Origin of the sequence: Maribacter thermophilus (assembly GCF_001020565.1) — a bacterium.
GTDB classification, from domain to species: domain Bacteria; phylum Bacteroidota; class Bacteroidia; order Flavobacteriales; family Flavobacteriaceae; genus Maribacter; species Maribacter thermophilus.
In genome coordinates this window covers 581636-597821 of record NZ_LDAS01000001.1, presented here as the reverse complement: position 1 = coordinate 597821, position 16186 = coordinate 581636, and the positions used below count along the sequence as shown (strand labels likewise).

At 39.5% G+C, this 16186-nt stretch carries 11 protein-coding genes; 8 read left to right on the top strand and 3 right to left on the bottom strand.

The window, feature by feature from the left end; genetic code table 11:
* The first annotated feature begins 2 nt into the window (after positions 1–2).
* Together AB657_RS02510 and AB657_RS02505 are read left to right on the top strand one after the other, a co-directional pair.
* Complete coding sequence (locus AB657_RS02510) at positions 3–1613, top strand: M1 family metallopeptidase (protein ID WP_047245051.1); 1611 nt, start codon at positions 3–5, stop codon at positions 1611–1613.
* An 8-nt stretch (positions 1614–1621) separates the two neighbouring features.
* A complete protein-coding gene (locus AB657_RS02505; RefSeq protein WP_047245050.1) occupies positions 1622–2089 on the top strand; it encodes a GAF domain-containing protein in 468 nt (155 codons plus the stop codon).
* A 95-nt stretch (positions 2090–2184) separates the two neighbouring features.
* Here AB657_RS02505 and AB657_RS02500 read toward each other — a convergent pair whose 3' ends face one another.
* Positions 2185–5580, bottom strand: coding sequence for a ThuA domain-containing protein (locus tag AB657_RS02500; RefSeq protein WP_047245049.1), 3396 nt, complete (start codon positions 5578–5580; stop codon positions 2185–2187).
* Positions 5581–5911: 331 nt separating this feature from the next.
* On the opposite strand from AB657_RS02500, the gene AB657_RS02495 reads away from it, so the two are divergent.
* Genes AB657_RS02495 through AB657_RS02485 form a run of 3 tightly spaced genes read left to right on the top strand, consistent with a single transcriptional unit; the run spans position 5912 to position 9401 of the window.
* Positions 5912–6679: a CDP-alcohol phosphatidyltransferase family protein gene (locus tag AB657_RS02495; protein WP_047245048.1), complete on the top strand. Its 768-nt coding sequence runs from the start codon at positions 5912–5914 to the stop codon at positions 6677–6679.
* 33 nt (positions 6680–6712) lie between these two features.
* Positions 6713–8143 (top strand): amidohydrolase family protein, encoded by a 1431-nt coding sequence (locus AB657_RS02490; protein WP_047245047.1) that lies wholly within the window; start codon positions 6713–6715, stop codon positions 8141–8143.
* A 13-nt stretch (positions 8144–8156) separates the two neighbouring features.
* Positions 8157–9401, top strand: coding sequence for a metal-dependent hydrolase family protein (locus AB657_RS02485; protein ID WP_047245046.1), 1245 nt, complete (start codon positions 8157–8159; stop codon positions 9399–9401).
* 30 nt (positions 9402–9431) lie between these two features.
* On the opposite strand, the gene AB657_RS02480 is transcribed toward AB657_RS02485, so the two are convergent.
* Complete coding sequence (locus tag AB657_RS02480; RefSeq protein ID WP_047245045.1) at positions 9432–10064, bottom strand: DUF998 domain-containing protein; 633 nt, start codon at positions 10062–10064, stop codon at positions 9432–9434.
* A gap of 106 nt (positions 10065–10170) precedes the next feature.
* Positions 10171–11070: a sterol desaturase family protein gene (locus tag AB657_RS02475; RefSeq protein WP_047245044.1), complete on the bottom strand. Its 900-nt coding sequence runs from the start codon at positions 11068–11070 to the stop codon at positions 10171–10173.
* 239 nt (positions 11071–11309) lie between these two features.
* Between AB657_RS02475 and AB657_RS02470 the strand changes: the two genes are divergently transcribed.
* The 3 genes from AB657_RS02470 to AB657_RS02460 all read left to right on the top strand — a co-directional run bounded on the left by AB657_RS02470 (position 11310) and on the right by AB657_RS02460 (position 16156).
* A complete protein-coding gene (locus tag AB657_RS02470; RefSeq protein ID WP_047245043.1) occupies positions 11310–14468 on the top strand; it encodes a WD40/YVTN/BNR-like repeat-containing protein in 3159 nt (1052 codons plus the stop codon).
* A 187-nt stretch (positions 14469–14655) separates the two neighbouring features.
* Positions 14656–15054 (top strand): ArsR/SmtB family transcription factor, encoded by a 399-nt coding sequence (locus tag AB657_RS02465; RefSeq protein ID WP_198146862.1) that lies wholly within the window; start codon positions 14656–14658, stop codon positions 15052–15054.
* 97 nt (positions 15055–15151) lie between these two features.
* A complete protein-coding gene (locus tag AB657_RS02460; protein ID WP_047245042.1) occupies positions 15152–16156 on the top strand; it encodes a permease in 1005 nt (334 codons plus the stop codon).
* Positions 16157–16186: the final 30 nt, after the last annotated feature.

Sequence of the window (16186 nt, the reverse complement as noted above, 5' to 3'; positions counted from 1 at the left end):
CAATGAACAGGATAGTTATTATATGTTGTATGGTGTTTATCACCTCTCTACACGCACAAACATTTACCGAACAAGATACATTACGCGGAAGTATAACCCCGGAAAGAGCTTGGTGGGACCTGAATTATTATCATTTGAACATAGAGGTAAAACCTGATGAAAAATTAATATCGGGTAGCAATACCATACGTTACAAGGTTTTAACAGAGGCTCAAGTATTACAAGTAGACCTACAGCCTCCCTTACAAATTAAGAAAGTAACACAAGATGGTATAGAACTAGACATTGAACATAATGGAAATGCCCATTTTATCAAATTAAAAAAACAGCAAAAACCTGGTGATTTCAATGAAGTGGTAGTGTATTATTCGGGTCATCCAAAAGAGGCCGTAAGGGCACCATGGGACGGTGGATTTTCATGGAACAAGGATGCAAACGGAAAAGACTTTATAGCTACATCTTGCCAAGGCCTTGGAGCCAGTGTGTGGTGGCCCAACAAAGACCATATGTACGATGAAGTAGACAGTATGTTGATCAGTGTAAAAGTACCCAAGGGATTAATGGATGTTTCCAACGGAAGATTACGTAGCATCGATAAAAAGACCAATACCTATCACTGGTTTGTTTCCAACCCTATCAACAATTATGGGGTTAACGTAAACATTGGCGACTATGTTCATTTTGGAGAAAAGTATAAAGGTGAAAAAGGTATGTTGGATATGGATTATTACGTACTGCGAGATAATCTTGAAAAAGCAAAAATCCAGTTTAAGCAAGCTCCCTTAATGATGGAAGCGTTTGAGCATTGGTTCGGCCCCTACCCTTTTTACGAAGATTCGTACAAATTGGTAGAAGTGCCCTACTTGGGCATGGAACACCAAAGTTCCGTCACCTACGGCAACAAATATAAAAATGGTTACCTAGGCAGAGACCTATCACAATCTGGATGGGGACTAAAGTTCGATTATATTCTTATACACGAATCTGGCCACGAATGGTTTGCCAATAATATCACGTATAAGGACATTGCCGATATGTGGGTACATGAATCATTCACAACTTATTCAGAAAATCTTTATGTAGACTATCATTTTGGTAAAGAAGCCGCTTCGGAGTACGTGATAGGAATGCGTTCAAATATTAAAAACGACAGACCCATTATAGGTACCTATGACGTAAACAAATCAGGGTCGGGAGACATGTACTTTAAAGGAGCCAATATCATTCATACGCTACGACAACTAGTGGACAATGATGAAAAGTGGAGGGCTATTTTAAGAGGTTTGAACAAAGAGTTCTACCACAAAACCGTAACAACCGCTGAAATAGAACAATTTATAGCCACCAAGATGGGAAAAGACCTTGGCCCGTTTTTTGACCAGTACCTTCGCACTACAAAGGTTCCTCTACTTTCTTATAAAGTTGAAGGAAACACCCTCACATACAGATATGAAAATACAGTGGAAGAGTTTGAAATGCCTGTCCGTATTTTTATAGAAGGAAAAGCTATTTGGATAACCCCGAAGAAAGATTGGCAAAACCTAAGCGAAAAAGGAGACTTAAACACCCTTAAGATAGACCCCAATTTCTACATAGATACCAAAAAACAATAATATTCAATATGGAAAGTAATAATGTTCCACAGAACATCAATATTCTTTTAGATCAGAAAAATATAGATTGGGCCATGGTCTTAAGGGCAACCTTGGATCATTTTGATTGCTCTACAGGTACTTTGCACTTTTTAAACCCGTCCACTTCCTTACTAGAATTGGAAGCTCAAATCGGAATACCAGACTTTCTTTTGCCCAAGGTCTCAAAAATACCTATCGGTAAAGGAATGGCCGGCATAGCTGCAGAACGGATGGCCCCTGTAGAGATGTGCAATCTACAAACCGATGATTCTGGTGTGGCAAGGCCTGCCGCAAAAGAGACAAAAGTAGAGGGGTCTTTGGCCGCCCCCTTATTGCTAAAAGAAAAACTCTTCGGCACTATAGGAATAGCCAAACCCGTACCTTATGATTTTACCGAAACAGAAATTAATATGTTAATGAACATCGGTGCGTCTATTTGCCAAAAACTGTCCTAATAGTTTTTCTTATCCCGCAACCAACATAGTTTAAGTTATATAAAAATAAAAAGCCCGCATAAAAGCGGGCTTTTTCATTCGGTAAAATATCCTATTTACTTAAAAATGGCACTGGTCAATGCCAGCTGAGAAAGTTCTTTGCCTTCTTCTGCCTTAAAAGTAATATAATAAGGACCTTCACCAGAAATCTTTCCGGTTATGGGCATTGTGAACATGGTTCCTTGTGGACCACCGGAATTTGCCGGTAATATGCCTTTACCCAATAAAGGTCCGTCTGGAGCTCCTTCATGAATTTCAAAATCAATTGACAACGTTGGAGGAGATTGCCATCCGGCTGTTATAGACACCGATTTAACTCCTTTTAACGACATATCTTCCAACATAAACCAACCTTCCCGATCACTTAACAATAAAAGGTCCATACCTCCAAAGCTTACTGCCTGCATACCATCTGTTTTTGTTTTATCAGAAAACTTAACGGTACTACTGGGTATAGCTATGGCCTCTGATCCCGTTAATGGTATGGTACCTTCCGCACCATCATCGGTATAACTTGCCGTGATCACCAACATATTACCCGGAGCTGACTGTGCCGCGGTAATGACCCCTTTAACCGGTAACGATTTTTCTTCTTCTTGGTCTCCGGCCAATGAAAGAATATACAAAGCAATTTGTCTTGACTCGTCAGAGGTGATCTTTGGATGTGCCGGCATCATAACCTCACCCCAAACACCACTTCCACCAGTGATAATTTTCTTTTGAAGATAATCCAACGCATCTTTTTGCTCTTTGTACTTTTTGGATACATCCATATAATTTGGTCCAATGGAGGCTTCCGCTTCTTTGTGGCAAGTTTTACAATCCATTGTTTGCGTCAATGCTTTACCTGTTACCGCCGCAGAAACTTGTTGGTGCCCCATATTCATGGCCACCTTATCCATTCCTTCCAAATAATCTACACTAACAAATATATTATCCTCATCTATCTGGGTGCCATCGGGATCGCTTACGCTTACCTCATAAGGTATTTTTTGTCCCGGTAGGTAAAAAGCAGGTTTTCCACCTTTTAGATTAATGGTAACCTCTGGTCTAGAGTTTCCTGCAACGATACCCACACTTTGGCTAATTGCCGAAGCCCCCTTGTCATCCATTGCCGTCACATTCAATTTATAGGCACCGGCACCTGTATAGGTATAGCTTATACTTGGTTCTGCAGTCTCTTTGGTCTCTCCATTACCAAAATCCCATACATATTTTACGGCATCCCCTTCACGGTCAACAGCCTCTACCTGTGCATTGATGGACAATGGAATTTTTCCGGCCGTTTCATCTACCGTCAAGTTATCGATAACGGGGGGTCTATTTCCTCCATTATACTCAATATAACCTAAAGCTGAATTATCATTTTTCGAAAACCAACCGCTGCCGTATTCCAACAGATATATTTTGCCTTTGGGGCCTACTTCCATATCTATCAAGTTGTTCAATTTAATTTCGGGGGCAAAAGGTTCCATTTTACTAAAGGTTCCGTCTTCGTTTAAATGAACGGCGAACATCCAGCCACGCATCCAATCATATATAATGACTTTGCCATCATAATAACTGGGCAGTTTCTCGTCACCTTCGTACAAATCTGAATAATAAGTAGGTCCTGCCATGGCATTTCTACCTCCTGTAGCTGTTTGGGGAAAATCTTGGGACTCGTCGTAAGGATAGTACACATATGCCGGTTTTGCCGGTGGTAATTCTGTCAGTCCCGTATTATTTCGTGAATTATTGATAGGTTTTTCCGGGTCAAAGGCAGGTCCGCTCTCCCCTGTTTCGTAATTGTATTCATGATAGGCGTAATTATCACCTATAAACAATGGCCACCCAAAGTTACCTGCTTCACGCGCTTGGTTCATTTCATCATACCCCCTAGGGCCTCTGGTTCCTAAACTATCGGCTCTAGCATCAGGGCCAACATCTCCCCAATATAAATAACCTCTTTTAATATCTACAGATATTCTATAAGGGTTTCTATGTCCCATAGTATATATTTCGGGTCTTGTTTTTTCGGTACCTACAGGAAACAAATTGCCTTCTGGTATATCATAACTACCATCTTCGTTTACTTTGATCCTTAATATTTTACCACGAAGGTCATTGGTGTTACCCGAACTTCTACGGGCATCATATTGCTCATGCCCAGGGGTATCGTTCAAAGGAGCAAAACCGTTGTTGACATACTTTTCACCTTCCTCGTTAAAAGGTGTTGAGTTATCACCTGTGGACAGGTAAAGTAAATTGTCGGGGCCAAATGCGATTGAACCACCTGTATGACAGCATATTTCTCTCTGAGAATCGATTTCAAGTATTACCTGTTCAGAAGACAGATCAAAATTACCATCTTGATATTTAAAACGAGATAATCTATTTATCCATTTATCGCCAGTTGGTGCATAGTACAAATAGACCCAGTGATTATTGGCATAATCGGGGTCTTTTTGCAGTCCCATTAAGCCCTCTTCGGCATTAACACCAGGTGTCTCCAATGTTTTGCAGTACACATCTAATTTTGCTACTTGCTTTAGCTCTTTTGTTTGACTGTCATAGAGCATTACCTCTCCCCTTCTCTGGCCTACTAGAACATCACCGTTAGGCAATACTGTCATTTCAGTAGGTTCAAAAAACTGACCTTCGGACAATACTACTTTTGAAAAACGATCCGCATCTGGCGGTATCTGTGATCTTACTTTCGAATAGTCCAATTTTAAATTATCTCCAATGGCATACTTGATACCTCCTAAAAGATGTTTTAAGAACAACTCTTCAGAAAAACTTTCATCGGTATGGCCACCACCGGTGTAAAATGCACGACCTCCATCAAACTCATGGTACCATGCTATAGGATGAAAATCACCATTTTCCCCTCCTTCATAAGAAGATTCGTCTAAAGTGATCAAGACATTTACATCTGGATTGATATTTTTATAATTGTAAAGCTCATCGGTTCTATTCCATACCGTATCCGTAAAAAATTCGGTGGCTACAAAATTTTTATTTTTTATAATAAAGTCGGCCGTTGGTGTCCCACTCGGGTGGCTTAAAAATTGTGCTCCCGCTAAATTGTTGTACCAGCCCCAATCATATTCGGTATCGGCTGCGGCATGTACACCAACATACCCTCCACCCGCTTGAATATAGCGTTCAAAGGCAGCTTCTTGGTACTGATCTAAAACATTTCCGGTTGTACTCATAAAGATTACGGCCGAATATTGTTTTAGATTTTCGTCGGTAAACAATTCGGCATTCTTTGTCGTATCTACAACAAACCCATTTTCTTTACCCAACTTTTGAATTGCAGCAATTCCCGCAGGAATAGATGCATGTTTAAATCCCATGGTTTTTGAGAACACCAATACTTTAGGCTCACCATCCCGTTTATTGCCACCACATGAGACAATAACAAGTGCAAAGCCAAAGAGCAGTGCCATAATAATTTTCTTCATACGTTAAAATTTGTTGATTAGTTGATTTTAGAATTGCTAAATGTAGCAATTAAAAATTGTACATTAAATTTATTTTTGCCCTTAATATCGATAAAATCATAATTTAACATCAAACATAATGTCAATTAAATTTTATCACAAAACCTTTTTATTACACAATTATTCCTCCGTGGCCACCGTACGAAATCATTATCTATCTGATAATCAATATCCATATTTCACCAGTTATTAAGTCTTTGATGTTTTTATCGTACTTTTAAAGGACCTAACCCAAAAAAACCAAGCTAGCGTGTCTTCGTTATTGGGCAATCTTTGGGTATGGCACGTACCAATGCCTAAACTACCTGAAAAACATCAATTTTTTGACTTGTCCGATTATGGACGTCCCATGGGGATACTAATTGCAGAGTCTTTAAAACATAGTACTTATTCCCCTATTCATATCACATTGGGTTTTGTGGTGAGCGGTCTCATTGCAGTCGGTTTCATTTTATATGAATATTATTGGGCCGCATTGTTCTTTTTACTTTTAAAATCTATTTTGGATGCAGCCGACGGTGAATTGGCCAGAATTAAAAACACCCCTTCATATACAGGACGATATCTAGATTCTATTTCTGATTTTGTTTTGAACCTCCTTACCATACTTGCCATTTGGCATATTACAGATAATAGCTTTTTCTATGCCATAATGGCCTTTATCGGATTAGAATTGCAGGGTACGCTTTACAATTATTACTACTCCATTTTAAGAAACAGATACCAAGGGGACACCACAAGTCAAGTTTTTGAAACCAAAACTCCCATGGCTTTTAAAAATGAAGAACAGCGTACGGTAAATATGTTACATCACATATATACACTATGCTATGGCCCCTATGATCGCATTATTTACAGTCTTGACAAGAATGCCAATACAGAAGATAGGTTACCCAATTGGTTAATGACGGCCGTCTCATGCTTTGGGCTTGGCTTTCAACTATTGTTGATCGGTTTTTTTCTGGTTTTGGATATAAAAGAGCTTATAATTCCCTACTTTATACTAAACACCCTAATGATCTTTGTTTTTATTGCGATAAGGCAAATGTTGAATAGGTAATTATTTTTACCTTTCTAGCCAAACTCTTATAAAATGTCCATTACCGTCAAATTCAAACAATTTTTTCTTACTCTAGTATTGTTTACTTTTTTTATTTCATGCAAATCGGAACCTCAAATTTTGTACGATATAGCCATACAGAACGTACATCTAATTGATCTGGAAACAGGAAAGGTCAATAAAATGGATATTTACCTAAACGGTGACCGTGTTGCCAAAATTGCCCCTACGGGAGACAATACAGAACCCAAGGCGAACCGTATTATTGATGGTTCGGGTAAATATGTACTGCCAGGTTTTTGGGACAACCACGTACACTTTAGGGGTGGAGATTCTTTAATAGAAGCGAACAAGAACTTTCTAAAACTGTTTATGGCCAACGGCATTACAACGGTACGGGAGGCCGGTGGGGATCTAACTTCCTCTATTATGGAATGGAAAAAAGCTATTGGTAAGGATGAACTAGTGGGCCCTACCATCTTTACTTCTGGCCCCAAAATTGATGGTCCGGGCGCTACATGGGCCGGATCACTGGAAGTTGAAAATGAAACCGACATCGTTAAAGCATTGGATTCTTTACAAGCGATACCCGTAGATTTTGTAAAACTCTATGACAGTAAAATTTCTGGGGAAAGTTACTTGAAAGCAATTAAAGAAGCGGACAAAAGAGACCTTATCACCTCTGGCCATATGCCGTTTACCGTAGAACTCGACGCCACCATTGATGCAGGTATCGATGCCATAGAACATTTATATTATATCATGAAAGGCTGTTCTTCCAATGAAAAAGAGATAACGGAACAATTAGTGAGCAAAGAAATTGGTTTTTGGGATGCCATGCCACTATTGCAATCGTCCTATTCCGATACTACGGCCCTAAAAACTTTTACCAATCTAAAAAAACACAACGTCTTTGTAGTGCCAACGCTCCATATCGGTAAGGTCTTAAGCTATTTGGATGAAGTGGACCATTCTACCGATCCCTATCTAAAATATATGCCTGTAGGAGTTCAAAAAACATATCAGGGCAGAATAGACCGTGTAAAAAATGCGTCTGAGAAACAAGTAGCCGACCGCAAAGCACTGGATCGTTTTTTTGGGCAACTAGCCCATACCTTAAATAAAAACGGGGTTTCTCTTTTGGCCGGTTCGGATAGTGGCGCATTTAACAGCTATACCTATCCGGGTATTTCTTTACATAAAGAGATGGAAGCGATGGTAGCTGCCGGTATTCCTCCACTAGATGCCTTACGGACCTCTACTTTTAATGGAGCTAAATTTCTAAAAAAGGATAATGATTACGGCACTATTTCCAAAGGTAAAATAGCGGACATTGTTTTACTTAACAGTAACCCTTTAGAAGACATTACAAGTACCAAGGATATTTTTATGGTCTTGAAAAAAGGAAAACCATATACCAAAGAAAACTTGGACGACCTTTTAAAATCGGCCATTACAAATTAATATAACCAGTAGTATGAAACCTATTTCGCTTTTTTGTTTATTCTCTATCTTCATAAGCTCTGCCCAAACACTTTTAGTACCCGACAGGGTATTCGACGGTACCGAACTTCATGAAAATTGGGTGGTATTAGTAGAAAATAACCGAATTACCTATACAGGAAACCTCAACGGTCTAAAAAAACCAAGCAACACAACAGAGGTTTATTTAGATGGTACCACGCTGTTGCCCGGTATTATAGAGGGGCATTCACACATATTGTTACACCCTTACAATGAAACGGAATGGAACGACCAGGTATTAAAAGAATCGCCAGTTGAAAGAGCCATACGAGCTTCCGTACATGTAAAAAAGTCGCTAATGGCAGGTATAACCACTATGAGAGATCTGGGGGCAGAAGGTGCAGGTTATACAGATGTTTATGTAAAAAAGACCGTTGATGATGGCATTATAATAGGTCCGCGACTTTTAGTCGCCGGACCGGCCATTGTAGCGACCGGTGCCTACGGCCCTAAGGGTTTTCATGACGGCGTTACCGTTCCCTTGGGGGCAGAGGCTGCCAGTGGCGTTGACCAATGCATTGAAACGGTGCGTAGGCAAATGGGAAACGGGGCCGACCTTATTAAAATCTATGCCGATTATCGATGGACACCCGGGGCCGATTCACAGCCTACCTTTTTACAGGAAGAAATTGATGCCATGGTGGCCACTGCAAAAAGTGCAGGTAAATATGTTGTCGCCCATGCAGGCACTGTAGAAGGAATGAAAAGAGCCATTGCCGGGGGTGTGGAAACCATAGAACATGGTGATGGCGGCACTCTAGAAATTTTCAAGTCCATGAAAGAGAAAGGAATCGGCTTCTGCCCCACCCTTGCCGCTGGCGATGCCATTACCCAATATCGCGGATGGAACAAGGCAACCGATCCAGAACCCGAACGTATTCAACAGAAACGAAAATCTTTTAAAGCTGCCTTGGAGTCTGGTGTGCAGATTGTTTTTGGTGGTGATGTAGGTGTGTTTCCCCACGGTGAAAATTATCGTGAGATGGAACTCATGGTGGAATATGGAATGAAACCTATCGATGTTTTAAAATCGGCCACTTCGGGCAATGCTAAAATGTTCCACTTAGACCAATTAGGGAAGCTTGAAAAAGGATTTTTGGCGGATATCATCGCCATTAAAGGAAACCCTGTAAAGGATATAAAAAACATGAAAAATGTCTCTTTCGTGATGAAAGACGGGGTTATTTACAAGAAATAATTACTTCTAAAACTATTTCATGGTCCATGCCTAAATATTCTTATACCCTCCCTTTTTTATATTTATCGCACATGTAATTATCCAGAAGATAAAAGAAGCTTCTATAATTCGCTGTAAAAGGCCCCGATAAGATGACCCTGGATCGGAAAACAGTAAGAAAATACAAATAGAACTTACGATACCCACTGTAATTGCAATTTGAGCTAAACCTTCGGCATGTGTAGTTCGTTTTAATCCGAGACCAATGGCTATTATAGATATGGGTACAAAAATATAGGTAAGGGCGGCAACCGCATTATGTATTAGCTGTGCCATACTTGGATCTATCAACTCTACATTACAACCTTCATCACATGGGAACAACCCTACCAGTATAGTTCCCATACCATAAAAAATTGCCAATCCAATAAATCCAGCCGTAACAAGCTTAGAACTAGGTAGATATTTGAACGCATTCAAACAAAAAATAGTCGTTAGAATACCGCTTGGCACATATCCGAAATATTGTAGATACCTCCCATACTCGGTATTAGAAGCGAATGATTCACTTATATATTGGCCGACAACACTATAATCTTCTATTAATAATGGGCCGATAATAGCCGCTAACCCGAATAAACTTACACCAAGTATTCCAATATAGGCTACTATTTTGTTGTTCATAATTTGTCTTGTTCTATTGATATAATCAATAGACGATTAAACAAAGTAAATGTTACGATGAAAGTATAATTAGAAGATACATACCTTTAAAATTCCACAATTGCCATTAACCATTCGTTTTATTTTTTTCTTCCCATTGTTTTCGTAAATCGGAAGATAAAACACTGCTGCCATCGTGTTTCCAACCTGGTGGCTTAAATAAATAGTTAAACCTATTTATCAATGAGGTTTTAAAGGTTAGAAAATCTTTCAACATCGCATACCACTCCATAAAGGCCACCTTTATGGGATTGTAGGTATCAATATCCTTAACCAAACCATATACCGGTTTTTCCACTTCTGGTTCAAAAGTGCCAAACATTCTGTCCCAAATAATAAAAATACCTGCATGGTTTCTATCTAAATATTGTGGGTTCGTTGCATGGTGTACCCTATGATGGCTGGGCGTATTAAATATGGCTTCGAACCATTTTGGCATTTTATGGATCAACTCTGTATGAATCCAATATTGATAAATTAAGCTAACGGACATTTGTACCAAAACCATAATAGGATGAAAACCTATAAAAATCAACGGAAACCAAAAAATGAAGGTATAAAAGCCACCGGACCATGTTTGTCTTAAGGCAGTACTCAAATTATATTCCTTTGAAGAATGATGTACAACATGACTTGCCCAAAAGAACCTACTTTCATGACTAATTCTATGAAACCAATAATAACAGAGGTCCTCGGCAAACAATAGTATCAACCAAGACCACCAAACAAAGGGGATGGTAAATGCATGATAAAAATTGTACAGCACATAGAAAAGACTTAGGGTAATCGCTTTTGTAAAAAGTCCAATTATGACATTTCCCAAGCCCATTAAAATGGAGGTCCCTGCATCTTTATAGTCGTACCCCTCCATTTTAACCTTTACGGTCAGTATTACCTCTATAACAATCGTTACCACAAAAAAAGGTATCGCGAAATGAATTAAGTTTGGTATTTCTGGAATTTGCATATAGCTAGTATAACCATGTTCTTTTTCAATTTACAAATCTATTGGTTAAAATTTCTGACAACCCTTAATATTTTTAATGATTAGGCAAGTATATTATACATAAACCAGAGAGCCAATTATTAAATATTATACCTTCAAACATCATTTTATCACAATTATCATTAAAAATTACAAAAAGACCTTAAAAATATTTCAGTATTTATATCTTAAACCTTTGTACCAACCAATAACCAAACAAAATGAAAATTAAATCTGCCCTTACCTCTTGTTTTATTTTACTGTTTTTTGTCTCTTTCTCACAAACCGACCCTACCGTATTCGACGATTTAAAATTTCGTTTTATAGGTCCGGAAGGTAATAGGGCCATAGCCATTGCAGGTGTGCCCGGAGACCCAATGACCAATTATATCGGAGCTGCTTCCGGCGGATTGTGGAAAACAACGGACGGAGGTATTTCGTGGAAGCCGATTTTTGATGACCAAGATGTTTCCTCTATCGGGGCATTGGCCATTGCCCCTACCGACCCCAATATAATCTGGGTAGGAACCGGTGAAACTTTTGTAATAAGACCTGCCCATGCCATGGGCGACGGAATCTATAAGTCTGAAGATGCCGGGAAAACATGGAAAAACATGGGCCTTGAAAAAACAGGTAGAATAGGCCGCGTTATCGTACACCCTACCAATCCTGACATTGTCTACGCTGCTGCTTTGGGGCATACCTACGGTCCACAGCAAGAAAGAGGTATCTATAAAACCACGGATGGAGGAAAAACATGGAAACAAATTCTCTTTATCGACGAAAATACGGGAGCGGCCGAAATGGCTATCGACCCCCAAAACCCTGACAGGCTTCTGGTAGGTATGTGGTCTATACACATAAACACATGGGAACTAAACAGCGGAGGACCCGGTGGTGGTGTTTATAGAACTACCGACGGTGGTGAATCTTGGGAAGCCCTATCCAAGTATGGACTTCCTGGCGGAAAAGACAATCCGGTGGGTAAAACGGCAGTGGCCATATCCCACTCCAACCCCAACATTGTGTATGCTCTTTTTGAGATCGATAGCCCTGCTTTGTACCGGTCAGAAGATTTTGGAAATACTTGGACCCTACAATCCCGTAACCATGATATTGCCGAAAGAGCACCATACTATACAAGAATGGCTATTTCTCCCACAGACCCCAACGAGCTCTATTTTGCAAGTGTAAGGTTCAGTACATCCACAGATGGAGGAAAAACATTTGGTAGGCTTCCTGCAGGAGGAGACAACCATGATATATGGCTAGACCCCACCAATGCAGACCGTATGATGGTCGCCCATGATGGCTGTGCAAGTATTACCCTGAACCACGGCAAAAGTTTTCAACGGATAGTACTTCCTATCGCCCAAATGTACCATGCCGCCGTAGATGATCAAATACCATACAATGTTTATGGTAATCGCCAAGACGGTTACTCGTATAAAGGCCCCAGTAACAGTCGCCAAGGATATATACCCCTTGGCCTATGGCAAGGAGTTGGTGGATGCGAAAGTGGATTTGCCCAACCCGACCCTTTTGATAACGACATTGTATGGTCTGGCTGTTACGACGGGGGCCTTCAGCGATATAACGCAAGAACAGGTCATGCGCGCGAAGTACGGGTATGGCCAGAAGCAGGTTACGGATGGGAACCCGGTAAATTAAAATATAGATGGCATTGGAATTTTCCCTTGGCCTTCTCGCCCCACACGAAGCACCGCGTATATGTTGGAAGTCAATTTGTTCATAAAAGTGATGATGACGGCCAAAGTTGGCAAGTTATTAGCCCGGATCTGACCCTAAACGACAAAACACACCAAAAGAGTTCTGGTGGTATCGCAATCGATAACCTTATGACTTTTGACGGGGCCACACTTTTTAGCATTGTAGAATCTAAATTAGAACCAGGCCTTATCTGGACAGGAAGTAACGATGGCCAAGTAAACCTTACCAAAGACGGAGGCACTACTTGGACCAATGTTACCAAAAACATCCCCGACCTACCAAAATGGGGCACTATCAGCAATATAGAACCTTCTAGATTTAAAAAAGGAACAGTCTATATCTCTGTAGACCTTCATCAAATGGGTGATTTTGCCCCATATATCTATAAAACATCCGATTATGGTGCCAGTTGGAAATTAGTGAGCGGAACAGTACCAAAATCCGTTCACAGTTTTGCCCATGTCATAAAAGAAGACCCAAAAAGAGAAGGTATGCTATATCTAGGGGTAGATAATGGAATTTATATCAGTACTAATGATGGGGAAAGTTGGATGCGTTTAAGAAACAATCTTCCGCCTGCACCTGTGTATTGGCTAGAGATTCAAGAACGTTTTGACGATTTGGTCGTAGGCACCTATGGCCGGGGATATTATATACTTGACAATGTTTCCCCTCTTCGCGAATATGACATGGATGCTAAAGATCAAGAAGCTCATCTTTTCAGTATAAGGCCTTCTTTCCGTTTTAATGACCAACAGGCCATAAAAACAGATGGGCGCAGTCTAAATTCAGGAAGAAACCCGGCATATGGGGCAGATATCAATTATTATTTAAAGGACAATACCGAAGAAAAAGTAGAAATTCAGATTTTAACCTCTAACAATGAAATCATACGAAAACTAGAAGGCAAAAACACGGCAGGAGTAAACAGGGTTATGTGGGATCTAAGGTACGAACCCACTTTTAAACCCCAATTACGATCAACACCACCAGGAAGACCTTGGGTACAGCTAAACGGGGAAGGTTGGAGACCTTTAGTGACATGGGATCTAGATTTAATGCGAGGACAATATGGTCCAAGAGTGGTTCCTGATACATACAAAGTAAAATTGATTATAGGTGAAAAAGAATACATAAGAGAAATGAACGTATTAAAAGAACCTACTTCAGAAGGCAGTTTGGAAGACATTAAAAAGCAAGTGGCCTTTTCTTTGGAATTAAGGGACGCTATGAACCTAGCCGTTACCATGATCAATAATGTAGAGGAAATAAGGGCAGAACTTAACGAAGTCATACCACGATTAAAAAACAAGGGAGACATTAAAAAGGCCGAGCAACTACGTATAATGGCCGAATCTATTGCAGGATCTTTATATGACATACAATTAACGGGAGCACGTGAGGATGCTTTCAGGTCACCTATGAAACTATATGGTCGTTTAAGTGCCCTTGCGAGTGATATTACCGGCAAAGGTGTGGATTTTAGACCAACGGACCAACAGAGTGAAGTCTATGATATTTTTAACGCAAGGCTCAAAAATGTAGATGAAAAACTTAAACAGTTCATTAATGTTGAAGTCCAAAAATTTAACGGACAATTAAAAAAGAGCGAACTTCAGATAATGCTGGACAAGAAGATTAAATCATAAATAATGCACACAGGTTTTGCCATTCAGCAAAACCTGTGTGTCTTATATACTATAATGATTTATAATATTTACCCAATTTTAATGGCCAATTATAATATTTATAAGTGGATTTTGATTCTGAAAACAATTTCATTAAAAAATATTGCAGTTTAAAAAACAATTTATAAATTCGGTCCTGCTTTTACATATGCGCAAAAACACATATGTTCAATACTACGGAAAAATGGATAATTACATAAAAATTTTTAAGGCCCTATCGGATACGACCAGGTTAAAAATAATGTGGTTACTCATAAATATTGATGAAAAAATCTGTGTTTCTGAAATTGTTGATGTATTGGAAGAATATCAATATAATGTATCACGTCATTTAAGGATATTAAAAGGTGCCCAACTAATAAACGAAGTAAAAGAAGGAAAATGGGTATTTTACTACCTATCCCCTATGAAGGATGAGTTTGGAGAATTGGTACAACAGGCCATTCACTCCATACCAGATTCAGAAATGACCAATGAAATGATGAAATGTAAAAAGCGGCTAACAATGCGTGAAAACGGTATAGATACATTAGATGACAATGTCTAATGAACAGTATGTTTAGTGTCCTTTTTTTTATTAAAACATATGCTAATATGTGCATATATACATATAATATATTTTAACTTTAAATGACATACGTATTATGAACGAAAAATTGACTTTGGCCTTAAACGAGTTTATTCATGTTGGAGTAGTATTAGTTTTGATCATCGCTTTGGTATCTGTTCTTACAGGAATGGTAAGGGCTTTTATTCCGCAAGAAAAATTACAGAAAAGACTCGCTAAAACTGGTAAATACAGTGGTCTTACCGGTGCTTTATTAGGTGTGCCAACTCCTTTCTGTAGTGCATCAATGGTACCTGTTTCTATGGGCATGATAGAAATGGGGGCTCCATTTTCGATGGTTTTTTCTTTCTTACTTTCCGCTCCTCTGGCCAATTTTGTGGTTGTAGGTTTTATTTTTGGTGTTTTTGGATGGAAGGTGGCTTTAATTTATTTTCTAGTTGTTTTTTTAGGCGCCGTAACCATAGGTAGCGTCGTGGGAAAAACATCTTTAAAAAATGAAGTAAAGCGAATCGATTTAACTAAAAAAGCAACGTCCACTACCTGCCCTACCGAACCCCGAACCAATTGTGAAAACACTGCTTCAACTTGTTCTGTACCATCGAACAAAGCTACCGTTGAGCAGTGCACCCCCAACGTAGCGCCTTCTACTTGTATACAAGCGAAGCATTCCAACACAAAATTAAAAGAGGCATTTACATTTGCCCTAGCGTTGTTCAAACGTATTTTTCCATATGTCATACTAGGTGCTCTAATCAGTGCTATTTCTGCAATCTTTGTACCCGATGCATGGGTTCAAGAATATTTGGGAAACAATAGTCCTTTTGCTATTCCTATTGCCGCTGTCATTGGTGTACCCTTGTATTTACGAATAGAAATGGCCATTCCTATCTTAAGTGCCCTTATTGGTAAGGGAATGAGTATGGGTGCTGCAATGGCACTGATCATAGGTGGCACTGGCGCAAGCTTACCAGAAATAGCGATCATCTCATCCATGTTAAAACCAAAAGCGATCATAGCTTTTATTGTTGCTGTAATGGCCATGGCAATTGTAGGCGGATTTATATTCTATTTTCTATTTTAAGATACCATGAGAAGGATTACCGACTTTATT